The 23,553-nt window shown below is 66.0% G+C and carries 20 protein-coding genes; 8 read left to right on the forward strand and 12 right to left on the reverse strand.

Annotated elements, in window-relative coordinates:
- Position 1: 1 nt before the first annotated feature.
- A complete protein-coding gene (gene glgA, locus N675_RS03960; RefSeq protein WP_038038177.1) occupies positions 2–1,228 on the reverse strand; it encodes a glycogen synthase in 1,227 nt (408 codons plus the stop codon).
- A 64-nt stretch (positions 1,229–1,292) separates the two neighbouring features.
- Positions 1,293–1,874: a VIT1/CCC1 transporter family protein gene (locus N675_RS03965; RefSeq protein WP_231577927.1), complete on the reverse strand. Its 582-nt coding sequence runs from the start codon at positions 1,872–1,874 to the stop codon at positions 1,293–1,295.
- Positions 1,875–2,042: 168 nt separating this feature from the next.
- Between N675_RS03965 and N675_RS03970 the strand changes: the two genes are divergently transcribed.
- Together N675_RS03970 and argS are read left to right on the forward strand one after the other, a co-directional pair.
- The gene (locus tag N675_RS03970; RefSeq protein ID WP_051914105.1) at positions 2,043–2,849 is read left to right on the forward strand and encodes a sugar phosphate nucleotidyltransferase; all 807 of its coding nucleotides are present in this window, start codon (positions 2,043–2,045) and stop codon (positions 2,847–2,849) included.
- Positions 2,850–2,854: 5 nt separating this feature from the next.
- Positions 2,855–5,017, forward strand: coding sequence for an arginine--tRNA ligase (gene argS, locus N675_RS03975; protein ID WP_038038179.1), 2,163 nt, complete (start codon positions 2,855–2,857; stop codon positions 5,015–5,017).
- Between the two features lie 78 nt (positions 5,018–5,095).
- On the opposite strand, the gene N675_RS03980 is transcribed toward argS, so the two are convergent.
- From N675_RS03980 to N675_RS04005, 6 genes are all read right to left on the reverse strand, one after another.
- On the reverse strand, positions 5,096–5,905 hold the full coding sequence (locus N675_RS03980) for a cyclase family protein (protein ID WP_338417740.1): 810 nt from the start codon (positions 5,903–5,905) through the stop codon (positions 5,096–5,098).
- A gap of 118 nt (positions 5,906–6,023) precedes the next feature.
- Positions 6,024–6,815 (reverse strand): cyclase family protein, encoded by a 792-nt coding sequence (locus tag N675_RS03985; RefSeq protein WP_038038181.1) that lies wholly within the window; start codon positions 6,813–6,815, stop codon positions 6,024–6,026.
- 39 nt (positions 6,816–6,854) lie between these two features.
- Positions 6,855–9,242: an aerobic carbon-monoxide dehydrogenase large subunit gene (gene cutA, locus N675_RS03990; RefSeq protein WP_038038183.1), complete on the reverse strand. Its 2,388-nt coding sequence runs from the start codon at positions 9,240–9,242 to the stop codon at positions 6,855–6,857.
- Positions 9,243–9,260: 18 nt separating this feature from the next.
- A complete protein-coding gene (locus tag N675_RS03995; RefSeq protein WP_038038185.1) occupies positions 9,261–9,761 on the reverse strand; it encodes a (2Fe-2S)-binding protein in 501 nt (166 codons plus the stop codon).
- Complete coding sequence (locus tag N675_RS04000) at positions 9,758–10,639, reverse strand: FAD binding domain-containing protein (RefSeq protein WP_038038187.1); 882 nt, start codon at positions 10,637–10,639, stop codon at positions 9,758–9,760. Before N675_RS04000 ends, N675_RS03995 begins: the two co-directional genes overlap by 4 nt.
- A 47-nt stretch (positions 10,640–10,686) precedes the next feature.
- The gene (locus N675_RS04005; RefSeq protein WP_081886842.1) at positions 10,687–12,087 is read right to left on the reverse strand and encodes a solute carrier family 23 protein; all 1,401 of its coding nucleotides are present in this window, start codon (positions 12,085–12,087) and stop codon (positions 10,687–10,689) included.
- Positions 12,088–12,312: 225 nt separating this feature from the next.
- On the opposite strand from N675_RS04005, the gene N675_RS04015 reads away from it, so the two are divergent.
- The 4 genes from N675_RS04015 to arcC all read left to right on the forward strand — a co-directional run bounded on the left by N675_RS04015 (position 12,313) and on the right by arcC (position 17,272).
- Complete coding sequence (locus tag N675_RS04015; RefSeq protein ID WP_051914106.1) at positions 12,313–13,143, forward strand: oxamate carbamoyltransferase subunit AllH family protein; 831 nt, start codon at positions 12,313–12,315, stop codon at positions 13,141–13,143.
- A 155-nt stretch (positions 13,144–13,298) separates the two neighbouring features.
- Positions 13,299–14,849, forward strand: coding sequence for an acyl-CoA synthetase FdrA (fdrA, locus tag N675_RS04020; RefSeq protein WP_038038190.1), 1,551 nt, complete (start codon positions 13,299–13,301; stop codon positions 14,847–14,849).
- Between the two features lie 23 nt (positions 14,850–14,872).
- Positions 14,873–16,309, forward strand: a complete 1,437-nt coding sequence (locus N675_RS04025) for a YlbE family protein (protein WP_038038191.1) — start codon at positions 14,873–14,875, stop codon at positions 16,307–16,309.
- A gap of 6 nt (positions 16,310–16,315) precedes the next feature.
- Positions 16,316–17,272 (forward strand): carbamate kinase, encoded by a 957-nt coding sequence (gene arcC, locus N675_RS04030; protein WP_038038192.1) that lies wholly within the window; start codon positions 16,316–16,318, stop codon positions 17,270–17,272.
- Between the two features lie 126 nt (positions 17,273–17,398).
- Here the strand turns inward: arcC and N675_RS04035 are convergent, their stop codons facing one another.
- Together N675_RS04035 and N675_RS04040 are read right to left on the reverse strand one after the other, a co-directional pair.
- A complete protein-coding gene (locus N675_RS04035) occupies positions 17,399–18,457 on the reverse strand; it encodes a tartrate dehydrogenase (RefSeq protein ID WP_038038193.1) in 1,059 nt (352 codons plus the stop codon).
- Positions 18,458–18,472: 15 nt separating this feature from the next.
- A complete protein-coding gene (locus N675_RS04040; protein ID WP_038038194.1) occupies positions 18,473–19,321 on the reverse strand; it encodes a M55 family metallopeptidase in 849 nt (282 codons plus the stop codon).
- 136 nt (positions 19,322–19,457) lie between these two features.
- Here N675_RS04040 and pyrR point away from each other — a divergent pair, with 136 nt between their 5' ends.
- Together pyrR and N675_RS04050 are read left to right on the forward strand one after the other, a co-directional pair.
- Positions 19,458–20,027 carry a bifunctional pyr operon transcriptional regulator/uracil phosphoribosyltransferase PyrR gene (gene pyrR / locus N675_RS04045; protein WP_038038195.1) on the forward strand — a complete coding sequence of 190 codons (570 nt, stop codon included), beginning with the start codon at positions 19,458–19,460 and terminating at the stop codon, positions 20,025–20,027.
- Between the two features lie 4 nt (positions 20,028–20,031).
- Complete coding sequence (locus tag N675_RS04050) at positions 20,032–21,294, forward strand: Zn-dependent hydrolase (RefSeq protein WP_038038196.1); 1,263 nt, start codon at positions 20,032–20,034, stop codon at positions 21,292–21,294.
- Here the strand turns inward: N675_RS04050 and N675_RS04055 are convergent.
- Both N675_RS04055 and odhB read right to left on the reverse strand, forming a co-directional pair.
- On the reverse strand, positions 21,286–22,137 hold the full coding sequence (locus N675_RS04055) for an alpha/beta fold hydrolase (RefSeq protein WP_038038197.1): 852 nt from the start codon (positions 22,135–22,137) through the stop codon (positions 21,286–21,288). The two genes, N675_RS04050 and N675_RS04055, sit on opposite strands and share 9 nt — an antisense overlap.
- A 7-nt stretch (positions 22,138–22,144) precedes the next feature.
- The gene (odhB, locus tag N675_RS04060) at positions 22,145–23,536 is read right to left on the reverse strand and encodes a 2-oxoglutarate dehydrogenase complex dihydrolipoyllysine-residue succinyltransferase (protein ID WP_038038198.1); all 1,392 of its coding nucleotides are present in this window, start codon (positions 23,534–23,536) and stop codon (positions 22,145–22,147) included.
- Between the last annotated feature and the right edge of the window lie 17 nt (positions 23,537–23,553).

Raw genomic sequence — 23,553 nt, forward strand, 5'->3', positions numbered from 1 at the left:
CCTAGCGTCGTGCGCCGGCCAGCACCTGGCGATAGAGCGCCAGCGTCTGCCGCGCGATCGCGTCCCAGCTGAACTGCTCCTCGACCCTGCGCCGGCCACGCTGCCCCATCTGCCGGCGCAGGGTCGAATCGACAACCAGCCGGTTGATCGCCTCCGCCAGCCCACGGGCAAACCCGTCCGGATCCACTGGCGTGAGCGTATCTGGATCGATCGTCACCGGCACCAGGATCCCCGTCTCACCGTCAACCACGACTTCCGGAATGCCGCCAACCGCCGACGCAACAACGGGCACCTCGCACGCCATCGCCTCAAGGTTTATCAGCCCGAACGGCTCGTAAATCGACGGACAGCAGAAGACCGCTGCATGCGAGTAGAGCTGCAGCAGTTCCTCCCGCGGCAGCATCGCCTGAATCCAGATCACGCCCGGCCGCGTTGCCTGCAGCGCCGCCACCTTGCTCGCGACCTCCTGCCCAATCTCCGGCGTATCGGGCTTGCCCGCGCAGAGGACGACCTGGATGCCCGGATCCAGATACGGCACGGCATCCAGCAAGTACGGGAGCCCCTTCTGTCGTGTCATCCGCCCGACGAACAGCACGTACGGCCGCCCCGGGTCAACGCCATAGCGCATGAGCGCCGCAGTCTCCTCGACCTTGTGGTAGACCGTCGGGTCAATGCCGTTGTGGATCACGTGGACGCGCTCCGGCGCAACGGCAAAGAGGCGCAGCACGTCCGCACGCGTCGCCGCCGACACCGCGATCACCGCATCAGCGTGCTCAATGCCCGTCCGCTCCATCCACGAACTCACCCGGTAGGCTGCCCCCAGCTGCTCGGCCTTCCAGGGGCGCAGCGGCTCGAGCGAGTGAATGGTCACGACCAGCGGCGTCTCCCACAGCAGCTTGGCGAGAAACCCCGCCAGGTCGGTGTACCAGGTGTGACAGTGGACAAGCTCGCCGAGCGGCCGATCCTTGACCATCAGCAACGTCCGCGAGAGCGCATCGAACGCGCCAGCAAAACGCGGATCCGCCGGACGTGCCACCGCCTCCCAGGCCGGATAACCCCGGACACGCAACCGCTCGGTCTCGAGTTGCTGGTCGCCAAAACAGCGGACTTCGACGGTGAGCAGACGAGACAGGGCCCGGGTTAGCTCCGCGACATGCACCCCGGCCCCACCATAGACATGGGGCGGATACTCGTTGGTGAAGAAGGTCACCGCACCTGGCGTCGACACAGATACCCCCTCGAGCACGATCGCCTTCTCGCGGCGATTGTACCCGAGGGGGCAGCAACGGACGCTACGAATTCCCGATCAGCACACCGGCCGCAAAGACCAGCGCCCCACCGACAATTACCTGGATAACCGACTTCAGCATCGGCATCTTGAAGAAGCGGTAACGGATCAGAGCAATCGCGATCAGCTCAACGCCCACGACGATGTACGCCGACACCAGCGCCAGGTGCAGCACCGGGATCAAGAAGGGCAACGTATGCAGGATACCGCCGACAAAGGTCGATGCCCCGGTAATCACGCCGCGCTGCACTGGCCCGCCACGCCCCGTCAGCTCCCCCGTGTCAGACAGCGCTTCCGCAAAGCCCATACTAATCGCCGCACCAACCGCCGCCGCAAGACCAACGACGAACGCCACATGCGGCCGACCAGTCGCATAGGCGCTGGCAAAGATCGGAGCAAGCGTCGAGACCGAGCCATCCATCAACCCGACGAGCGCCGGCTGCACCACCTGGAGGATGAACCGCTGCTCCAGTTCCGCGGGATCTTCACCGTGCCGCACGCCCTGGCGCAACCCCGGCACCAGTGACCACCACCAGGGGTGCCGACTGCTCGCCTTCTGCTCTGCCTCACGCACGCTCACTGCCATCCCAACCCCTCTCGCACTTGAGAATGAGTCCTATTTTCATCACGAACCAGTGTAGCAGAGCCCGTCGGCCGCGTCAACACCACGCCGGCCGTGGGCATTGGGCGTGTATACTCTGATGTCGGCACGGCAGTCTGTGGCCGTCGCGCCGCGCACGAACAGGGAGGGTTGATGAAGGGCGTCGTCCTCGCCGGCGGGTTAGGCACACGGCTCTACCCGCTCACCTACGTCACCAACAAGCACCTGCTGCCGGTCTACGACCAGCCCATGGTCTACTACCCGATCCAGACGCTGGTGCGCGCTGGCATCACCGACATCCTCGTCGTGACCGGCGGCCCCTACGCCGGCGACTTCCTGCGCGTCCTCCGCAACGGCAAGCATCTTGGCGTCCGCCACCTGGAGTACGCCTACCAGGAAGCCGAACATGGCATCGCCGATGCCCTGGCCCTGGCCGAGGAGTTCGCCGACAGCGAACCCATCTGCGTCATCCTCGGCGACAACACCACCGACGCCGATATCGGTCCCACCCTTGCCACGTTTACCGATGGCGCCCTCCTCTTCCTCGCACGCGTCCCTGACCCCGAGCGGTTCGGTTGTCCCGTCTTCGATCCAGCCGACCCAACACGCATCGTGCGCATCGAGGAAAAACCCCGTCAGCCCGCCAGCTCCTATGCCGTCACCGGGCTCTATGTCTACGACGCCCACGTCTTCGACTACATCCGCCAGCTCACGCCTTCAGCCCGCGGCGAACTCGAGATCACCGACGTCAACAACCGCTACCTCGCAGCTGGCAAGCTGCGCTGGGTCGAACTCAACGGCTTTTGGACGGATGCCGGCACTGTCGAAGGCCTCTTCCGCGCCAACGCCTACTGGGCACGCAAACGCGGCTTCCGTGACGACTGGTTCACACCCGCCGAGCCGCCCGCTGCCGGCACCACAGCCCCCGCCCTTTCCACAGACAGACAAACGACGAGGTGACGCCAATGTTTCAGCAGGAGACGCAACGCGTCGCAGCCCTCATCAATGAGGTATTAGAAACGCTCGGCTACGGCCGCCGCCAGCTCGAGCTGCGCCCTGTCCCCTTCTCCGGCGTCTGGGGTGCCGCCTCCTCGATCAGCTACCAGCTCGCGACCGAGCAACTCGAGGCCGAACTGCAGCCCCAACTCGCCGAGCTGCCCAAGAAAGAAGCCAAGCGGCTGCTCCAGGAACGCGTGCGCGAGCGCGCCCAGGCCATCGCCGAGCAGATCGCAGCCCAGCTCATCGCCCGCGACGGCTTCGCCCGTGTCGAGGCCGTCAACGGCTACGTCAACGTCATCTTCGACTCGAGCCACTACGCCAACGCCGTCATCCGGGCCGTCCTCGAGCAGGCCGAGCGCTACGGCCAGGGCGAGCCCAAGACCGAGCGCATCATGGTCGAGTTCTCGCAGCCCAACACCCACAAGGCCTTCCACATCGGCCACCTGCGCAACGCCTGCCTCGGCGACAGCCTCTGCCGCATCCTGCGCTTCGCTGGCTACGACGTCCTCGCTGCCAACTACATCGGTGATATCGGCCTCCACGTGATCAAGACCCTCTGGTGCTATCTCCGCTTCCACCAGGGCGAGGAGCCGCCACGCCAGCAACGCGGGCGCTGGCTCGGTGAAATCTACGCCGAAGCCGACCGCCGCTTGAACTACCGCGACGACGTCGTCGCCCTGCTCAACGAGCTGGCACACGACGACCAGCTCTTCGTCCAGGCTATCGATCGCATGCTCAAAGAACTCTGGCGCGAGCACAAAGTCGGCGAAGATATCGCCTATCTCCTCGGCCAAATCTCCAGCGGCCGTGAACTCAAGCCCGACGCCTTCTACGACGACCAGACCATCGTGGCGTTCTGGCCGATCGTCGGCAAACAACTCGAGCACGAACTGGCAGCCTTGCGCGACCAGCAGGCCGCTGAGCCCGATAACCCCGATATCCCACGCCTGCTCGCAAGCACCCAAGAACGCTACCAGCGCTGGCAGCGCCTGGCCGAAACCATCGACTGGTGGCCGCAGGTGCCAACCTGGCAGCGCGAAGTCCGCGAGACATTCCAGCGCTGGGAACGCAAAGACCCCGACTTCATCCGCCTTTGGGAAGAAACGCGAGCCTGGAGCCTCGAAGAATTCCACCGCATCTACGCCGAACTCGACATCCACTTCGACGTCTGGTTCTACGAGAGCGAAGTCGAAGACGAGGGCCGGGCCATCGTCCGCGAACTCCTCGAAAAGGGCATCGCCGAAATCAGCGACGGCTTGCCGGTCGTCAAGATCGACGAGAAACTCGGCCTCGATAAAGAGACCTACCGCACGCTGCCGATCCTCCGCTCCGACGGCACCACGCTGTACTCCACCAAAGACCTCGCCCTCACCAAGCGCAAGTTCGAGCAATACGGCGTCGACCGTGCCATCTGGGTCGTCGACACCCGGCAAAGCCTCTACCTGCAGCAAATCTTCAAGGTGATGGAACTGTGGGGCTTCCCCCAGGCCGCCAAGTGCTACCACCTCGCCTACGAGATGGTCACCTTGCCCAGCGGCGCGATGAGCAGCCGCTCCGGCAACGTTGTCCTCTACGAGGACATCGCCCGGCAGGTGCTCGAACGCGCCCGCGAGATCATCGACGAGAAGAACCCAACCCTGCCGCCCGAACGCAAGGAGGAAGTCGCCCGCCAGGTCGGATTAGGCAGCCTCAAGTACAGCATGCTCTCCCGCGACAACAACCGCGTCATCGTCTTCGATATCGAGGAAGCCCTCTCCTTCGAAGGGCATGCCGCCCCCTACATCCAGTACGCCCACGCCCGCGCCTGCCGCATCCTCGAAAAGGTCGACGCCCTGCCAGAAGGGCCATACACCTTCCGCGACCTGACGCCCGAAGAGATCAACCTCATCGAGCACCTCGCCAACTTCCCCAACGACGTCGCTAAGGCCGCCGAAGAGTACAAGCCGCTCGTTATCGCAAATTACGTCTACGAGCTTGCCAAGCGCTTCAACGACTTCTATCATGTCTGCCCTGTCTTGCAGGCCGAGGAGCCAACGCGTTCCGCCCGCCTCGCACTCGTTGCGGCCACGCGCCAGACGCTGGCCAACGGCCTCCGCCTCCTCGGCATCGCCGCCCCCGACGTCATGTAGCAACCCACGCCGTGCAGACCGAGCCGGCAGCACGAGGATCTCCCACGCTGCCGGCTCGCCGTCGTTTTCGATTGCACGCTAGCCTTCGACGAAGGCGACGAGACGGCAGAACGCCGCTTCCCCACCTTTGAAGCGCCAGGGGAAGCAGCCAACCAGCACGCGCTGATCAAGCACCTCGTCGATCTGTCCCCCCGCGTTCTCGACGTGGATGACCCCATGGGGGAAGAGCAGCACGTGCATCACCTGGTAATCCGACTCCGGGAAGAGCGTCGCCAGCGGTTGGCCGAGCACCTGCTCCGCCTCCGCCGCAAGGTCCGGCCGCACCCGCCGGATCACGGTGTTCATCGGATGATCGGCTGAGCCGCAGTCCACGGCCAGCCAGCGGATGCCGCGATCAAGCACCCACTCCGCAAAGGCCCGCGTCGGCCCCGGATGCTTGATGAAGTAGCGCGTATCGTCGGGCTCGACCGCTGCGCAGCGCGTCGCCCAGTCGCTGGGATAGTGGCGGTGATAGCCGGTATGGATAATCAGGATATCGCCCCGCTCAATCCGAATCCCCGTGCGCCGTTCCCATTCCTCGAAATGCTCAGGGCCATAAATCCCATAGTCGCCGACCCCCAGCTTCGTGAGATCGACCACACATGCCGGCCCAACCAGCGTGTCAAGCGGGATTGACGCGATGTCCTTGCCGTTCGTCTGGAAGTGCAGCGGCGCATCAAGGTGTGTGCCAACATGGAGCGTCGAGCCGATCCACTGGCCCCCCGCCCGCTCGAACGCCAGCCGCTTGACCCACTTCACCGTCGGCCCCTCGTAGAGGGCAAACCCTGGCGTATGAATATCCCAGTCCTGAGACAGATCGAGCACACGCATCGTCGCAAGATCAGCCAACAAGGCTCCCTCCCTCTCTCGTCATCGCGGCGCACACGCCACGCTGCTGCGGCACGACGCCGGCATCATGCCGCGATCCCGCGCGAGCCGCACAGCGCCCAAACACACGCGCGCCGGTCTATTCCTCCACAAACGCGACAGCCCGGCAGAACGCTGCCTCGCCCCCCTTGAACTTCCAGGGGAAGACGCCAAGCGTCAGCCGCCGGTTGTGCAACTCCTTCAACCCAATATCACCACCGAGGTTCTCGACATGGATGCAGTCGTGCGGGAAGAGCGCGTTATGCGTGAGCTGGTAGGCCGACTCAGGGAAGAGTTCGTCAAGCTTGTCGCCAAACTTCGCCTCGCAGATCTGCCGCACCTTCCGCCACTGCTCCAGCCCACCACGCCCTAGAAACCGCCCGATCGGCAGGTTCATCGGGTGGTCGGTCGAGACCATATCGACACCCCAGATATGGATCTTCTTCGCCAGGAGCCAGTCGACAATCCGGTAATGTGGCCCGGGATGCCGCAGCAGATACTTCTCCTCGTCGGGCGATTCCCCGAACTGGGCATAGCGGTGCCAGCCGGTATGGATGAACAGAATATCGCCCTCACGCACGTCGACACGCTCTTCGATCATCTCCGGGGTGAAAATATCGAGCTCATCGAGCACATCGCTCAAGTCAACGATCACCCCCGGGCCGTAGCACCACTCGAGCGGAATCTCGTCGATCGTTCGCCCGCCGGTGACAAAGTGCCGGGGCGCATCGAGGTGCGTGCCCATGTGGTTCGACGTCATGATGTACTGGGCGTTGACCCCATGCTCCGCCTTCCGCTTGATGTACTTCACCTCAAACGGCGGATAGAACGGCCAGAACGACACGTCCTGGTTGAGCGGCTGTGAGAGGTCATAGATCTTGGTCTTGCCCATCGGCTCCCTTCCCTTCTCCTTGGGCGGCCTGTCCCGCACTCACTCTGCAACGCTGCTCGCCCGTCCCTGGGCAACCAGCGCGCGTACGGCACTTGGGTCGAGCGGCATGCGCGTGACGCGGACGCCGAACGGTCGCAAGGCATCGTCGAGCGCGGCAGCGACCACCGCTGGCATCGGGATCGCCCCCGCCTCGCCAACCCCCTTCACCCCAAGCGGATTCAGTGGTGACGGCGTCTCAAGATGCTCGACCTCGATCGGCGGAATCTCCATCGCCGTCGGCAACAGAAAGTCCATGAAGCTTGCGTTGACCAGCTGGCCGCGCTCGTCATACGCCAGCCGCTCGTAGAACGCACCGCCGATCCCTTGGGCAACGCCGCCGTGAATTTGCCCCTCAACCACCAGCGGGTTGATCATCTTCCCGCAGTCATGCACGACGCAGAGGCGATGGAACTGCAGCATCCCCGTCTCCGGATCAACTTCCAGCACCACGCCGACCGCCCCGCTGGCCCACGTCGCGTGTGGCGGCGAGTAGTACTCGACTGCCTCGAGCGCCGGCTGGCGGCCCGGCGGCAAGGCCGGCCCCGTCCACGGCCGCGGCCGCACCGCCAGGTCACCGGCGTAGGCGTAGCGCAGCGGGTTGGCGAGCTGCGCTAGTTGCCCCCAGGTGAAGCCACGCTCGGGCGCCCCACGCACGAAAACCCGCCCATCCTCAACCACAAGGTCGTGCGGATCGACCTCGAGTTCCTCGGCAGCCAGCTGCAGCCCCTGCTCCCGCACCCGTTGCGCTGCCAGCGCCACGGCACTGCCCGCAACCACCGCGCTCCGGCTCGCGTAAACTCCGGAGCCAAACTCGAAGGCAGCCGTGTCGCCTTCGACGACCTGCACCAGCTCCAACGGCACCTGCAGCGTCTCCGCCACAACTTGCGCCAGAATCGTCCGGTGCGCTTGCCCTTGCTGCGGCACGCCGGTCGCAACGTAGACCTGGCCCGTCGGCTCCACCCGCACATGCGCGCCCTCGTACGGCCCAATCCCCGTGCCTTCGACGTAGCAGGCAATGCCAACGCCGACATACCGGCCCTCGGCACGCAGCCGCGGCAACTCCTCACGCTGCAGCCGCTCGTAGTCGAGCATGGCCAGCAGCTTGTCGAGCATCGCGGGGTAGTTGCCACTGTCGTACCGCGTCGGCGCGCCGTCCTGGAAGATCAACCCGACGTCGTAGGGGAACTCGTGCGGCTGGATGAAGTTCCGCCGCCGCACCTCCGCTCGGTCAATCCCAAGCTCGTCAGCTACACGATCCAGCAGCCGCTCCATGACAAAGCAGGCATGCGGCCGGCCAGCACCACGGTAGGGACTGACCGGCACGGTGTTGGTGAAGACCGCACGGAACTCGACGTGATAGTTCGGCACTTTGTACGGGCCAGGCAACTGGCAAGCAGTAATCTGGGGGACAATGATGCCGTAGGGCGTATACGCCCCGGCATCATGCAAGAACCGGTCGCGAATCCCGAGGATCCGACCGTCAGCATCCACCGCAATTTCCGCTTCGTGGATCTGCAGCCGCTCCTGATTGGTGCCAATGAAATGCTCCCGACGGTCTTCAACCCACTTCACCGGCCGCTTCAACGTCAGCGCCGCAAAGGGCACGAGCACTTCCTCAGGATAGACCATGATCTTGCAGCCAAACCCGCCGCCAACGTCCGGCGCAATCACCCGCACCTGCGTCGGCGGCAAGCTGAAGAGCGCCGCCAGCGCGTTGCGGATCACGATCGGCGCTTGCGTCGAATCCCAGACCAGCAACCGTTCCTCGAACTCGTCCCATTGGGCCAGCACGGCCCGGGTCTCGATCGGCATCCCAGCGCTGCGCTCGATCACCAGCCGCTCGCGAAAGACATGCGCGGCCTCGCGAAATGCCCGCTCGGGGTCGCCGACAACGCCAACGTAGTGCGCCGCCACGTTCGTGCCCAGCTCCTCATGGACGAGCGGCGCTCCCGGCGCAACCGCCGCCTCAATGTCGACCACCGGCGGCAACTCCTCGTAGTCAACCGCAATCAGCTCAAGCGCATCCTCGGCCACGTAGCGGCTCGTCGCCACAACCATGGCCACGCACTCCCCAACGTGGTTGACCTCATCCCGGGCCAGGGCGTAGCGCGTAGCGGGATGTGTCAAGGCCGGATGCGGAATGAGCAGCGGCATCCGCTGCTTGACTGGGCCGATATCGTCGTAGGTGTAGACAGCCACAACCCCGTCGAGCTCCCGCGCCTTGCTGACGTCGATCCCCCGGATTCGCGCATGGGCATAGGGACTGCGCAAGAACGCGGCATGGAGCATGCCCGGCAGATCGATATCGTCAACGTATCGTCCCTGCCCGGTCAACAACCGCGGGTCTTCCCGCCGCTTCACCGGCTCGCCGAACATCCGGGTCGGCATACGCGTCCGCCTTTCCCTCTAGGATGACTGCCGCAGAAGACGAGCAGCCTCGAGCGCTGCGGCCACGATGTTTTGATACCCCGTGCACCGGCAAAGATTGCCCGAAATGGCTTCGCGCACCTCCTCCGGCGTTGGATCAGGGTGCTCGGCCAGAAACGCCTTGAGCGTCATCAGCATCCCGGGCGTGCAGTAGCCACATTGCAGGCCATGCTTCTCCCAAAACGCCTGTTGCAGCGGATGCAACTGCTCCGGGCTCGGCGCAAGCCCTTCGACCGTCTCCAGTTCCTGTCCATCGGCCTGGACCGCCAGCATCAAACAGGAACGCACCGGCTCGCCATTCAGCAGCACGGTGCACGCCCCGCAGACCCCATGCTCACAGCCCACGTGCGTCCCCGTCAGCCCCAGTTCATGCCGCAGAAAATCGGATAGCAGCAGGCGTGGCTCGACATCCCGCTCGTAGCGCACGCCGTTCACCGTCACTCGCACACGGTGCAGCTTCGTCGCTGTCGTCGCGCTCATTGCAGTTCCTCTCCGGTCACACGCCGGTAGGCATCGGCCAGCGCCCGCTGCGCCAGCACCCCAGCAACATGGCGGCGATAGTCGCGACTCGCATGCAGGTCATCCGCCGGATCGAGTTCAGCCGCCACCAGCCGAGCCGCCTCCGCCAGCAACTGACGCGACAGCCGCTCTCCACGCAGGCGTTCTTCGGCCTGCCGTGCCCGCACCGGCCGCCCACCAACGCCGATGAACGCCAGGCGCACATCGTGCACGGCGCCCGCGTCGTCGAGCGTCAGGACCGCGCCAAGGCCAACCAGCGCGTAGTCCCCGTGCCGTCGCGCAACCTCAAGCCAAACGTGACTCGTCCGCTCTGGGAGTGCCGGCAGCCAGATCTCCGTGACCAGTTCGTCAGGCTCCGCGACCGTCGTCAGCGTATCGACAAAGAACGCCTTACTCGGCACAACCCGCTCGCCGCGCTGGCTGCGCAAGCGCACATGCCCGTCGAGCGCCACCAGCACGCCAGGAATCTCTGCTGCCGGATCGGCATGCGCAACGCTGCCACCAACGGTTCCACGCGTCCGGATCGGGAAATGCCCAACGTAGCGGATCGCCTGCGCCAGAAGCGGGCAGCGCGCCGCAATCAAGGCTGACTGCTCGACCGCGCGCTGCCGCGTCATCGCCCCGATCGCAATCCCGCCATCCCGCTCGGTTATGAACGCCAGCGCCGCCAGCCGGTTCAAATCGACCAGCAACCTGGGCCGGGCAAGGCGCATGTTGAGCAAGGGCACCAGACTCTGCCCGCCGGCAAGCGGCTTGGCGTCGTAGCCATAGTCGTGCAACGCTGCCAGCGCATCAGCGAGCGAATCCGCCACCATGTAGTCAAAGGGCGCTGGCTTCATCGTCGTTCCCCTCGTCTTCTCGCCATCCTGCTCCTGTTTCCCTCGCCTTAGCGACGGCCACGCGGCTGCCGCGATTGCCGCGGTTGCGTCGGCGGAGCCGGTCGGCGCTCCGCCGGCTCAGCATCAGCCGGCACCGCCTCCGCCTCACCAAACGCCTGCGGCGCGCCCTTGAAGAGCTGATAGAGGATGATCGCTCCAAACGTGCCCACCGCAATCCCCGCGAACTGGAACTGCCCGAGCTTCAGCGTGTAGTCCGCCGCTCCCATGATCAACGCGACCGCCGCAATGAAGAGGTTAATCCCCTTGGTGAAATCAACGCCATTTTCAACCCAAATGCGCGCTCCCGTGACCGCAATCAAACCAAAAAGCACCGTCGAGATGCCGCCGAGCACCCCGCCGGGAATCGACTGAATCAACGCCCCGAACTTCGGCGACAGCCCAAGCAGAATCGCCACCAGTGCTGCAATCGGGAAGATCACCGTCGAGTACACGCGCGTCATCGCCATCACGCCGATGTTCTCCGCATAGGTCGTGACGCCAGTGCCGCCGCCCAACCCCGACACAATCGTCGCAATGCCATCACCGGCAAAGGCCCGGCCGAGGTACGGCATCAAATTGCGCCCCGTCATCGCCTCGATCGCCTTGATATGCCCGAAGTTCTCAGCAACCAGAATGATCGCCACCGGCGCAATCAACGTGATCGCACGCACGTCGAACGTCGGGCTTTGGAAGTGCGGCAACCCAAACCAGGGGGCCTGCTTGACCTGACTCAGGTCAACCCCCTGCACCCGGAAAAACCAGATCTCGCGCCCATTCGGGTTGGTGCCTCCAAGCACCAACGCAACCACGTACCCAAAGACTGTCCCCAGCAAGACCGGCAACCGCGCAACCAGTCCGCGTGTCATCAAGCCAATCACAAGCACCGCCAGCATCGTGATGATCGCCAGGAACGGCCCTTGCTTCACCAGGCCATAGGCCGCCGGAGCCAGATTCAGCCCGATGATCATCACAACCGCACCAGTCACCACCGGCGGCATGAGCCGGTCGATCCAGTCCGTGCCGCTAAAGTGGACAATCACGCCAAGGATTGCGTACACAATCCCAGCAGCGATAATGCCACCGAGCGCCTTGGGGATATCCGCCGGGTTATACGTTCCCGCCGCCTTCGAGCCGATCACCGCCGCCACCGGACCGATGAAGGAGAAACTCGATCCAAGGTAACTCGGCACCCGCCCGCCAACGATCAGGAAGAAGAGCAACGTGCCAACACCCGAGAAGAAAATCGCCAGGTTTGGGTCAAACCCCATGACCAGCGGCGCCACCACCGTCGCACCAAACATCGCCAGCACGTGCTGGAGGCCAAGCGCAATCGTCGGCCCCCATGGCAACCGCTCATCCGGCGCGATAATTCCCCCGCGCTTCTCGCGCCATGACAGCTGGATCGCCACATCTCCCCCCTTCTGTTCCCGGTACAAGGCGGCCAGCACCCGCCGACACCACTATTACCAAACAGCAGCAGCCCGGCCGTGCCGGCTCAGCCGGGCGCGTGCTTCCTCCGAACCTGCTGGCAACGAGCAGCGTACGCGTACCGATCTGCCGTCGCTGCCAGAGACGCCGCCGAGCGGCAGTATAGCGCGATGGCATCACCCTGCAACCCCTTGGGAGGCTGCCACATGCACGTGACCGCTGTGACCACACTCCTCATCCCACGCCTCACCGCCCCGGCAACGCCCTTGCCAGTCCTGACGGCCCTGCCAACTGCGCTCTACCTCGATGCCCCCGAGGGCGTGGTCGCCATCGTCACCAGCCCGCACGTCTTGCCCCCGCTTGGCCTCGCCCTCAGCCAGCCCGACCTCGACCTGCGCCACGCCCTGTGTGACACCACGGTCACGCTCGGCAACGGCCACGTGTGCATCCCCGGCCTGCCACCGAGCGCCCTCGCGCCCCAAACCGAACGCTGGTGTCCGAGTCTGGCAGCCCACCTGCCGCCACACATCGACCTCGACGCCATCCGCGCACTCCTGCCCGCCATGGCCACACTCACTCCGCCGCCCGATCCCGCCCTGCAGCCCGTCCTCAGCCGTGCCACCGCCCTCTTCGAGGCGTTGCGTCGCGGCAATGCCGAAGCCGTCCTGGCACGCGCTGCCACGCTCGTTGGGCTTGGCCCCGGACTGACCCCGGCCGGCGACGACCTCCTGATCGGCCTCTGCGCTGCCTTGACCCTGCTGGGCCACGCCCTCCCCGCTCGCCAGTCGTGGCTGTTGACCCTGCGCCAGCAACTCGGCCGCCTTGCCCCCCAGACGACTACCCTGAGCGCGAGCTGGCTGACGCACGCCGCTGCTGGCAACCTCCAGCGCCTGCTCATCCATACCGCCCAGGCCCTTGCGCTCGCCGATGCGCCCGCGCTTGCCCAGGCCACACGTCACCTGATGCGCTACGGGGCAACGTCTGGCTGGGCCATGCTAGCCGGTTTGAGTCAGAGCCTCGCCGCCCTCCTCACGTAACCGCGCCCGTGGCCACTTCCGCTTGCGCCATCGGCAAGCCAGCCGTATAGTGGCAGGGTAATGATGGCTGGGCGCATTGTCAACACGTGGTGTCAACGATGTCAACGCATCCGCCCCAGCCAACACCGCACGAACCAGGGAGAGAGGACAGTCCAATGGCGACGGCAGTTCGCGTCGTCCCCAATACCTATTTCGATTCGGTAGCCCTGATGGTTGTCGCCGGGCAACTCAGCCAGCAACCCGGCGTCACCCTCGCGTCACTCGTGATGGGCACGAGCGCCAACCGCGCCCTCTTGGCAGAAGCCGGCGTTGACCCCGCGGTAATCGCGCACGCCGGACCCAACGACTTGATCATCGTGGTGCAGGCCGAGAGCACCGAACGCGCCGAGGCGCTTGTCGCCGAAGCCCTCACCCAGCTCACCAGTACCCGAGCCCCCGCTACGCCGACCGGCGACGGCGCTGCGCCACGTCCACGATCCTTGCGCACTGCGCTCCGCCATGCCGCCGACGCCAACCTCGTCCTCATCTCAACGCCAGGCGCCTTCGCGGCAATCGAAGCCGAAGAAGCGCTGCGCGCCGGCAAACACGTCTTCCTCTTCAGCGACAACGTCCCGCTCGAGGCCGAAGTCCGGCTTAAGCGGCTTGCCGCCGAACAGGGCCTGCTCGTCATGGGCCCAGACTGCGGCACCGCGCTGATCGGCGGCGTTGGCCTCGGCTTCGCCAATGCCGTCCAACGGGGCCCCATCGGCATCATCGCTGCCTCCGGCACCGGCCTCCAGCAGGTCTCGTGCCTCATCGATTGGCTCGGCTCCGGCGTCAGCCACGGGATTGGCGTCGGCAGCCGCGACCTCAGTGCCGCGGTCGGCGGTGCGACCATGCAGGCCGCGCTCGCCGCGCTCGCGAACGACCCGGCAACGCAGGTCATCGTGCTCCTGTCAAAGCCGCCAGCCCACGAGGTCGCGGCGCGCGTGCTCGCCGCGGCCCACGCCACCGGTAAGCCGGTCGTCGCCGCCTTCCTTGGTGCGCACCTCAGCGCGCCCGAAGGCGTCACCGTCGTCCCGACCCTCACCGCCGCTGCCCAGGCCGCGGTCGCACTCGCCACTGGCCAGTCGACCGGTTCATCCGCTATCGACCCGATACCGATCGATACGCTCACCCACGAGCGCGCAAGCCTCAGCCCCGAGCAGCGCTTTGTCCGCGGGCTCTACTCTGGCGGCACCCTGTGTGAAGAAGCGCTCTGGATCCTCAGCCAGCGCCTCGGCCCAGCCTGGTCGAACGTCCCCCTCAACCCTGCCTACCGCCTGCCCAATCCACACCAGAGCCACGAGCACACGCTGCTCGACCTCGGCGACGACGAGCTGACCGTCGGCCGGCCTCACCCCATGATCGACCACACCCTTCGCATCGAGCGATTGCACCGTGAGGCAGCCGACCCTACGACCGCCGTCATTCTGCTCGATGTCGTGCTCGGCTACGGCGCGCATCCCGATCCCGCCAGCGTGCTCGCCCCTGCCATTGCCGCCGCACGCCAGCACGCCCGCCAGCACGGCCGCGGCCTCCCCATCATCGTCACCCTCGTCGGCACCGAACGCGATCCCCAACGACTCTCACGCCAGCGCCGAGCCCTTGAAGAGGCAGGCGCCCTGGTAACAACTAGCAACGTCAGCGCAGCCGAGGCCGCAGCCCAGCTTCTCGCCGACCGATAGCCTACGGGAAGGGAGCAAGCACGATGGAGACCAACGCCATCCAGGCACTGCTCACCAACGGCATCCACCAGCCGATCAACGTCGGACTCGACCTCTTCGCCGATGCGCTTGCCCAACAAGGCCATCCCCCCGTGCGCGTCGACTGGCGCCCGCCGCTCATCGAGCCCGATCCTGCAGCAGCCACCCTGTTCCTCGACCCAGCCATCGACGCCGCAACTCGCGAGTCCGTGCAGCGCATGATGCGCGCCCAGCCAGTCCTGGTCGGCGTCGCCAGAGCCCTCGATGTCTTGCCCGGCATGACCCCGCGCACGTTCTTCCACGCCGGCCCACCGATCGACTGGGCACACGCCTCCGGCCCACTCCGCGGCGCGCTCATCGGCGCAGCCCTCTTCGAAGGCCTGGCGACTACGCCGGAAGAGGCCGTCCAGCTCTTCGAGCGTGGCGCAATCGAGCTCGCGCCCAACCACGAGCACAGCGCCGTCGGGCCAATGGCCGGCGTCATCTCGCCATCCATGCCGGTCTTCGTCGTCGAGAACGCCGCTGGCACGAACCGGGCCTACTCCAATTTCAACGAAGGCATCGGCAAGGTCATGCGCATGGGCGCGTACAGCCCTGAGGTGATCGACCGGCTGCGCTGGATCACTACCGTCCTCGCCCCGCTGCTCGGCCAGGCCCTCGCCCGCACCAACGGCATCGACCTGCGCAACATCATCGCCCAGGCCCTGCAGATGGGTGACGAATGCCACAACCGCAACAAAGCCGCCACCTCGCTCTTCATCCGCGAGATCGCCCCAGCCCTCGTCGAGTGCGACGCGCCCGCATCCGACATCGCCCAGGCGCTGCGCTTCATGCATGGCAACGACCACTTCTTCGTCAACCTGGCAATGGTCGCCTCGAAAGTCATGGCCGATGCCGCGCACGGCGTGCCCCACAGCGCGCTGGTCACCACGCTCTCGCGCAACGGCACCGAATTCGGCATCCGCGTCAGTGGCCTCGGCGACCAGTGGTTCACCGGCCCGGCCCAGGTACCTCGTGGACTCTACTTCGCTGGATTTGGCCCTGACGACGCCAATCCCGATATCGGCGACAGTGCCATCACCGAAACCGTCGGGATCGGTGGATTTGCCCTGGCCGGTGCTCCGGCAATCGTCCAGTTCATCGGTGGCACGCCCGAGGATGCCGTCCGCGCCACGCTCGAAATGGACGAAATTACCGTCACCGAGCACGAGCTGTTCCGCATTCCCGCGCTCAATTTCCGCGGCACTCCCACCGGCATCGACCTGCGGCGTGTCGTCCGCACCGGCATTTTGCCCGTCATCGACACCGGCATCGCTCATCGCGAGCCAGGCATCGGCCAGGTCGGCGCAGGCATCGTCCGCCCACCAGCCCAGTGCTTCACCGCGGCCTTTCAGGCGTTCGCCGCGCGCTACGCTGCCGAACTCGAAGCCGGTCGGAGGTAGCCTGCCATGGCCCGCATCGTCGTTGCCCTTGGCGGGAACGCCATCATCCAGGCTGGCCAACGGGGCACAGCCGAGGAGCAGCAAGCCAACGTTGACCGCAGTTGTCAGCTCCTCGCCGACCTGATCGCACAGGGCCACGAGGTGATCATCACCCACGGCAACGGGCCTCAAGTCGGCAACCTCCTGCTCAAGAACGAACTCGCCCGCGACGTCGTCCCCGCGGTGCCGCTCCACTGGTGCGTCGCCCAGACCCAGGCAACGATCGGCTTCATGATCCAACAGGCACTCGGCGCAGCGCTCGCCCAACGCGGCATCTCCCGCGTCGTTGCCGCCCTGGTGACCCGCACTGAAGTCAGCGCCGACGATCCCGCCTGGCAGAATCCAACCAAGCCCATCGGCCTCTTTTACCCGGAGGAACGCGCCCGAGCAATCATGGCCGAAACTGGTCAAACGTGGCGCCCACAAGGCGCGCGCGGCTGGCGACGCGTCGTGCCTTCGCCTGAACCCATCGCCATCGTCGACCGGCCAGCGATCGAGGCCCTCATCGGCGACGGTGCCATCGTCGTCGCCTGTGGCGGCGGAGGTGTGCCCGTCGTGCGCGACCCAGACGGCCGGTATCGCGGCGTCGAAGCCGTCATCGATAAAGACCTCGCAGCCGCCCTCCTTGCCCACGAACTCGACGCCGACCTCCTGCTCATCCTCACCGATGTCCCAGCTGTCATGCTGGACTACGGCACGCCCAACGCCCGCCCGCTGCACAACGTCAGCGCCAGCGAACTGGCCGCCTACCACGCTGCCGGCCAGTTCGCCGCCGGCAGCATGGGCCCGAAAGTCGAGGCCGCCATCCGCTTCAGCCGCAGCCGCCCGGGACGCCGCGCCATCATCGCCGCCCTCGACGACGCTGTCGCTGCCGTCGCCGGCCAAGCCGGTACCCACGTGACAGACACCCCCTCTCCCCACTGAACGACGGGTGAGGGGGTGAGGCCACACATTCCGTGGCGGTTTTTGCCCTCGAACATGCATTGATAGAGATAGAGGGACATGAGACGACCTGCCGTGGGCAGTGCCTGCAGCGCCCACTGGCGAGCCTCATGTGAGCAGCGCCACGACCCGCTCAGCCACCTGCTCCGTTGTCGCACTGCCGCCCATGTCAGGCGTCAGCACCTGCCCCTCGGCTGTCAAGCGCTCGAGCGCCGCCAGCACCCGCTGTGCCGCCTCGCGCTCGCCGAGATGCTCAAGCATCATCGCGCCCGCCCAGATCGTGCCGATCGGGTTCGCGATCCCCTTGCCGGCAATATCCGGCGCAGAGCCGTGCACCGGCTCAAACAGCGACGGTACGCCCGGCTGGGCGGCCAGGTTCGCGCTCGGCGCAAGTCCCAAGCTTCCCATAATCGCGCCACCAAGATCCGTCAGGATATCGGCGAACAGGTTGCTCGCCACCACCACATCAAAGCGCTCCGGCGCACGTACCAGCAGCGCCGCTGCCGCATCGACCAGCAGCGAGGTGACGGTCACATCGGGGTAATCGCGAGCCACCGCCGTGACAACGTCGTCCCAGAACGTCATGCCGTAGCGCTGCGCGTTCGACTTGGTCACGCTGGTGAGATGCTTGCGCCGTCCCCGCGCCAGCTCGAAGGCATAGCGCACCACGCGCTCGACATTGAACCGCGAGAAGACGGCCGTCTCAATCGCGACTTCGTGCGGCGTGCCAACATGCACCCGGCCGCCAACACCCGCGTACTCGCCTTCCGTGTTCTCGCGGATGAAGATCATGTCGATATCGGCCGGCCCTTTGTCACGCAGCGGCCCGCGCACGCCGGGCAGCAAGCGCACTGGGCGAACATTGACGTAGAGATCCAGCGCCTTGCGGATCGGCAGGATCAGTCCCCACAGGGTAATGTGGTCCGGAATCCGCGGCGGGTCACCGACCGCGCCAAGATAAATCGCGTCGAACTGCCGCAACTGCTCGACACCGTCCGCCGGCATCATGCTGCCGGTCTCACGGTAGTAGTCCGATCCCCACGGGAACACCTGCCAATCCAGCTTGGCCCGGCCAGCAACCGCGGCCTCAAGGACCCGCTGGCCCGCTGGGATGACCTCCTTGCCGACGCCATCACCTGGAATCACCGCAATGCGGTAGCTGCGCATCCCATCCCCTCCCTGCTACGCCAGCCAGCTCGCTGGCTCATAGAGCGCCGCTCGAATCGCCGCCCAGAGCGTCCGATACTGCTGCCACGGATCATCACCCACAATCCGCACCGTCACCGGCCCAAGCCGTTCGACACCGGCCGTCCGGCTCGCCCGATCGCACTGTTGCATCGTCAAGAAGTCGACTTCCAGCCGAAACGGTCGCTCTGGCTGATATGGCCGCATGTCCGGCAGCCGTGATAGCGCCCGCGCAGCCGCCGCGGTAATCTCAGGCCGGGTCGCCGATGGCGGCCGGCAGATCGCGGCATTGCGTCCACACGCCTCTTTCACCGCCACCGTCTCAATCTGCTCGCCGAGGAACGCCCGGGCTTCGGCGCAGGCCGCAGCATCGCCCGTGACCAGCACCACCGGGATGCCAAGCGCGCCGAGCACCGCCGCATTCAGTCCGCCTTCGCCATGCGGCCGCCCGTTCAGTCGCAACTCCGCCACCGCCGCGCCCGCAATCGTGTGCGGATGAATCGCGTTGAACGTCTTCGCCATCGCGTGATAGCCGATGAAGACCGCCGCATCGAAGGCAAAGCGATCCGCGCCCTCGAGCTGGCACCACGGCTTGGCATCACCGCTGCCAGAGAGCAGGTGCGCGGCCGGGTGCAACTCCTCAATCAACAGGTTGCGCATCGGCCCATGCCCATCGTTGACCAGAATAAACGTCGCCCCGGCTTGCACCAGCCCTTCGATCGCCGCGTTCGCATCGCCCGTCATCAAGCGCCGACCGCGGTCATACTCGCGCTCTCCCGGCATCATCATGTCGCCATGAACGATGCCACTAATCCCTTCCATGTCGACGGAGACAAACACCCGCATTGGCCATCCTCCCTCGTATGCCAATCCTGCGGCATTGTCGCGAGCATTTCCCGGCCTGCCAAGAGGGCATCGACAGGATTGGACCATGACCGGTAAGATCAGCACAGGAAAACGTGGCACACGGACAGGATGAGTGATGTCGTCACCGGAAGCTGCACGGTTTGAAGCCACGCTCGTCCTCGACGCCGCCGGATTAGCGGTCACTCTCGATCACCTCGCTGAGGCGATCGCCGCGCAGTTCGCTGGGCAAAGAGAGCTTGCGCTTGTCGGCATTCGGCGACGCGGAGACCTGCTCGCCCAGCGACTCGCCGAGCGGTTGGCCGCGCACCTCGGCTTTCGCCCGCCGATCGGCGCGCTCGACATCACTCTCTACCGCGACGACTTTGACAGCCTCGCCGAGCAGCCGATAATCGGCCAAACCGACATTCCCTTTGCCCTGCACGGCAAGACGATCATCCTCGTCGACGACGTGCTCTACACCGGCCGGACGGTTCGGGCCGCCCTCGATGAACTGCTCGATCTCGGACGGCCAACCCGCATCGCGCTCGCCGTCCTCGTTGACCGCGGCGGACGCGAGCTGCCGATTTGTCCCGATTTCACCGGCCTGCAGCTTCCCGTCGCACCTCATGCCCAGGTGCAAGTGCTGCTCGCCGAACTCGACGGCCGGGACGCGGTCGAGCATCTCCAGCCACGAGAAAGCGCTTGAACCGATGCAGTCACGCACGCGCGACTACGTTGTCAACGCCGAACGCATCCGCGAAGAACTCCGCGCCTTTGCTCGAATCGGCTATCGCGCCGACGGCGGCATGTATCGCCTCGCCTTCTCGCGCGCCGACCGGCAAGCGCGCCAGCGCTTCGTCTACCAGCTACGCCAGCTCGGACTCACCGTCGACGTTGACGCCTTCGGCAACGTCTTCGGCTGGCTGACTGATCAAGCGGCCGACCCAACCCTCCCGCCGATCCTCCTCGGCTCGCACCTCGATACCGTGCCCGGCGGCGGCCGGTTCGACGGCACGGCCGGCGTCGTTGCCGCTCTTGAGGTTGTCACCGTCGTACGCGAACATGGCCTGCGCCTCACGCGGCCGCTCGGCGTCGTCGCCTTCAGCTGCGAGGAGTCGAGTCGATTTGGACGAGGCACGCTCGGCAGTGCACTCGTCGCCGGCACGGTGACCCCCGAGGAGATCCTTGACCTGCGCGATAGCCAAGGCACGACCTTGCGGCAGGTTCTGGCCCGCAGCGGGCTCTACCCCGAACTGCTGGCCACAGTGCGCCGTCCGCCCGGCGCGTTCGCAGCCTACCTTGAACTGCACATCGAGCAGGGCCGCGTGCTGGAAAGCACTGGCGCGGTCATCGGCATCGTTGAGGCCATCGCCGCGCCGACACGTCTGCGCGTCACCATCGTCGGCCAAGCCGACCACGCCGGCGCCACGCCGATGCCCCTGCGCCGCGACGCCTTAACCGGCGCTGCCGAGATCATCCTGGCCATCGAACGGCTCGCCCTGTCGCACCCTGGCAGCGTCGGCACCGTTGGCGTCGTCCGCGTCGAGCCCGGCGCCATCAACGTCATCCCGGGTCGAGTCGAGCTGGGCATCGATCTCCGCAGCGCGGACGCCGGCACCAAGGCCGCGCTCGTCACCGCCGTGCAGCAGGCGATCGCGGTTATCGCTCGCGAGCGCGGCCTCGACGTCGAATGCGCCATCCTGACCGACGAGACGCCCGTGCCACTCGACCCTGCGCTCATCGCCTTGCTCGAGCAGTGCGCTGCTGCACGGCAGTTGCCATACCGGCGGATGATTTCAGGCGCCGGACACGACGCGATGCAGATCGCCCAGATTTGCCCAGCCGGCATGATCCTCGTCCCGAGCCGCGCCGGCATTAGCCACAACCCGCACGAGTGGACCACCCCCGACGACATCGCGCAGGGCACTCAGGTGCTGCTCGATGCTGCACTTGTGTTAGCAACATCAGGCTGACGATGACGACGCAGGCAGCAGTCCGAGACGCTCGAGGAACGCGAGCAGGACAGCGTTGAACCCCTCAGGGTTATCGGCCGGTGAGCCATGCCCGGCGTTCGGCACTTCAACGAGTTCCGCGTGGGGGCAAAGGTCAGCCAGCGCGAGCGTCATCGCGCGGTAAAACGGCTGCGTGTGCGCGCCATAGACCAGCAGCATTGGCCGATCAAGCGCGGCAATCACCCCCGGGCCAGGATCAAAGGCCAGCACAGCGTCGATCCACTGCGGGACGGAGAAAATGTTCCGTCGCCACTCAGCCATGCGGCGCGAGCCGGCCTTGTGCTGCCAGTCCGGGCCGAGGCGTGGCTCGAGGAAAATCGCGAGCGCCTCGTCGATCCGATCGGCAGCGAGCAACGCCCGCGCCTGCCGCGCCTCCTGCTCCAGCCGGACTCGCCCAGCATCATCACTGAGCAACGCCGGAATCGACGGTTCGACCAGCACGAGTGCATCCACGCGCTCGGGCCGAAGCAGTGCGAGCGCGAATGCAATCGTCGCGCCGAGCGAGTTCCCCAGCACCACAGCCCGCTCGACGCCCTCCGCGTCAAGCACGGCAAGGGCGTCGAGCGCCGCCTCTTCAATCGTCTGGCGAGGCTGAGGCGGCGGGCTTTCGCCGTGACCGCGAATATGGGGCACGATCCACCAGAACTGCGGCAGGCGCAGCATCTGATGGATCCAGTTCGAAGTCCCGACGAGAACGCCATGCAGGGCAAGCAGAGGCGGCCAGGCGCCCGGCTCGTGCCGCACCTCGTACGCCAGGAGTTCGCCGTCAGGGGCCGGAGCCCGCCGCAGCTCGGTCACTGGCATCAGCGGCCTATCCTTCGAGCAACAAGCGCTCGGGGTCTTCGATCAGCTCTTTGACCCGCACGAGGAACTGCACTGCCTCGCGGCCATCGACGATCCGATGGTCGTAGGTCAGCGCCACGTACATCATCGGGCGCACCACGATCTCACCGTTGACGACGACCGGCCGTTCCTCGATCTTGTGCATCCCCAGGATACCGACCTGGGGCGGATTCAGGATTGGCGTCGAGAACAGCGAGCCAAACACGCCGCCGTTGGTGATCGTGAACGTACCGCCGCTCAATTCCTCAAGCGTGAGGCGGCGTTCGCGCGCCTTACGCGCTAACTCTTCAATCTCGCGCTCGATCTGGGCAAACGACTTCCGGTCCGCATCCCGCACGACCGGGACAACGAGCCCTTCGTCGGTCGCCACAGCGACACCAATGTCGTAGTAGTGCTTCAGCACAATCTCGTCGCCTTGGATCTCCGCGTTGAGATAGGGGAACGCCTTGAGCGCGCCAACAACGGCTTTCGTGAAGAACGACATGAAGCCGAGGCTGACGCCATAGCGTTCGCGGAACTGGTCACGCCAGCGCCGCCGGAGCTCCATCACCGCGCTCATGTCGATCTCGTTGAAGGTTGTGAGCATGGCCGCGGTGTGCTGCGCCTCGACGAGGCGCTGTGCGATTGTCTTGCGGCGTTGTGTCATCCGGATGCGCTCTTCGCGGCGGTCGGCCGCGCCGACGACAAAGCCCGGCACTTCGACTGACGGCGCGCTTGGTGCTGCCGGCGTGCTCGGCACGGCCGCTGGCGCAGCAGGCGCCGCTGGCTGGCTGGCCGGCGCAGCCGTCGTGGTCGCGCCGTTTGTTGCTGGCGCGCTCGGCGCGGGAGCGGCCTGCCGCTGCTGGGCAAGGTAACGCAGCACGTCGTCGCGGGTGATCCGCCCACCCTCGCCACTTGGTGTCACCTGCGCGAGATCGATGCCATATTCTTCAGCCAGCCGCCGCACTGCGGGCGACGCTCGCACACCCGCAGCCAGTGCAGCGCCTGCGCTGCTCTCGACAGGAGGCTGTGACGGCGTTGTCGGTTGCGGGCTCGGCGGTGCGGCTGGCGCGCTGGGCTGTGCCGCCACAGCCGCAGGCTGGGCCTGGGCAGCGACAGCCGCTGGCTCAGCGGTGACCGCCCCGGCCTCGCCGAGCACCGCGATCACCTCACCGACTTGTACCGTCTCACCCTCACGCTTGAGGATCTGTTGCAGGACGCCGTCCTGCTCGGCCGCGACTTCAACGTTGACTTTCTCGGTTTCAAGCTCAACGAGCGCCTCGCCAGCCGCAACCCGGTCGCCCTCTTTCTTGAGCCACTGCCCGATCACGGCCTCGACGATCGACTCGCCGAGCGCTGGAACGCGCACCTCAATCGCCATTGCCCACTCCCATATGT

This window comes from Thermorudis peleae, from assembly GCF_000744775.1.
Classification (GTDB): Bacteria; Chloroflexota; Chloroflexia; order Thermomicrobiales; family Thermomicrobiaceae; genus Thermorudis; species Thermorudis peleae.

Bases quoted from the DNA above. Each gene is read 5' to 3' on its own strand.
- N675_RS03965 (WP_231577927.1), bottom strand. From the start codon at position 1,874: ATGGCAGTGAGCGTGCGTGAGGCAGAGCAGAAGGCGAGCAGTCGGCAC.
- N675_RS03970 (WP_051914105.1), top strand. From the start codon at position 2,043: ATGAAGGGCGTCGTCCTCGCCGGCGGGTTAGGCACACGGCTCTACCCG.
- argS (WP_038038179.1), top strand. From the start codon at position 2,855: ATGTTTCAGCAGGAGACGCAACGCGTCGCAGCCCTCATCAATGAGGTA.
- N675_RS03985 (WP_038038181.1), bottom strand. From the start codon at position 6,815: ATGGGCAAGACCAAGATCTATGACCTCTCACAGCCGCTCAACCAGGAC.
- cutA (WP_038038183.1), bottom strand. From the start codon at position 9,242: ATGCCGACCCGGATGTTCGGCGAGCCGGTGAAGCGGCGGGAAGACCCG.
- N675_RS03995 (WP_038038185.1), bottom strand. From the start codon at position 9,761: ATGAGCGCGACGACAGCGACGAAGCTGCACCGTGTGCGAGTGACGGTG.
- N675_RS04000 (WP_038038187.1), bottom strand. From the start codon at position 10,639: ATGAAGCCAGCGCCCTTTGACTACATGGTGGCGGATTCGCTCGCTGAT.
- N675_RS04015 (WP_051914106.1), top strand. From the start codon at position 12,313: ATGCACGTGACCGCTGTGACCACACTCCTCATCCCACGCCTCACCGCC.
- fdrA (WP_038038190.1), top strand. From the start codon at position 13,299: ATGGCGACGGCAGTTCGCGTCGTCCCCAATACCTATTTCGATTCGGTA.
- N675_RS04025 (WP_038038191.1), top strand. From the start codon at position 14,873: ATGGAGACCAACGCCATCCAGGCACTGCTCACCAACGGCATCCACCAG.
- arcC (WP_038038192.1), top strand. From the start codon at position 16,316: ATGGCCCGCATCGTCGTTGCCCTTGGCGGGAACGCCATCATCCAGGCT.
- N675_RS04035 (WP_038038193.1), bottom strand. From the start codon at position 18,457: ATGCGCAGCTACCGCATTGCGGTGATTCCAGGTGATGGCGTCGGCAAG.
- N675_RS04040 (WP_038038194.1), bottom strand. From the start codon at position 19,321: ATGCGGGTGTTTGTCTCCGTCGACATGGAAGGGATTAGTGGCATCGTT.
- pyrR (WP_038038195.1), top strand. From the start codon at position 19,458: ATGTCGTCACCGGAAGCTGCACGGTTTGAAGCCACGCTCGTCCTCGAC.
- N675_RS04050 (WP_038038196.1), top strand. From the start codon at position 20,032: ATGCAGTCACGCACGCGCGACTACGTTGTCAACGCCGAACGCATCCGC.
- N675_RS04055 (WP_038038197.1), bottom strand. From the start codon at position 22,137: ATGCCAGTGACCGAGCTGCGGCGGGCTCCGGCCCCTGACGGCGAACTC.
- odhB (WP_038038198.1), bottom strand. From the start codon at position 23,536: ATGGCGATTGAGGTGCGCGTTCCAGCGCTCGGCGAGTCGATCGTCGAG.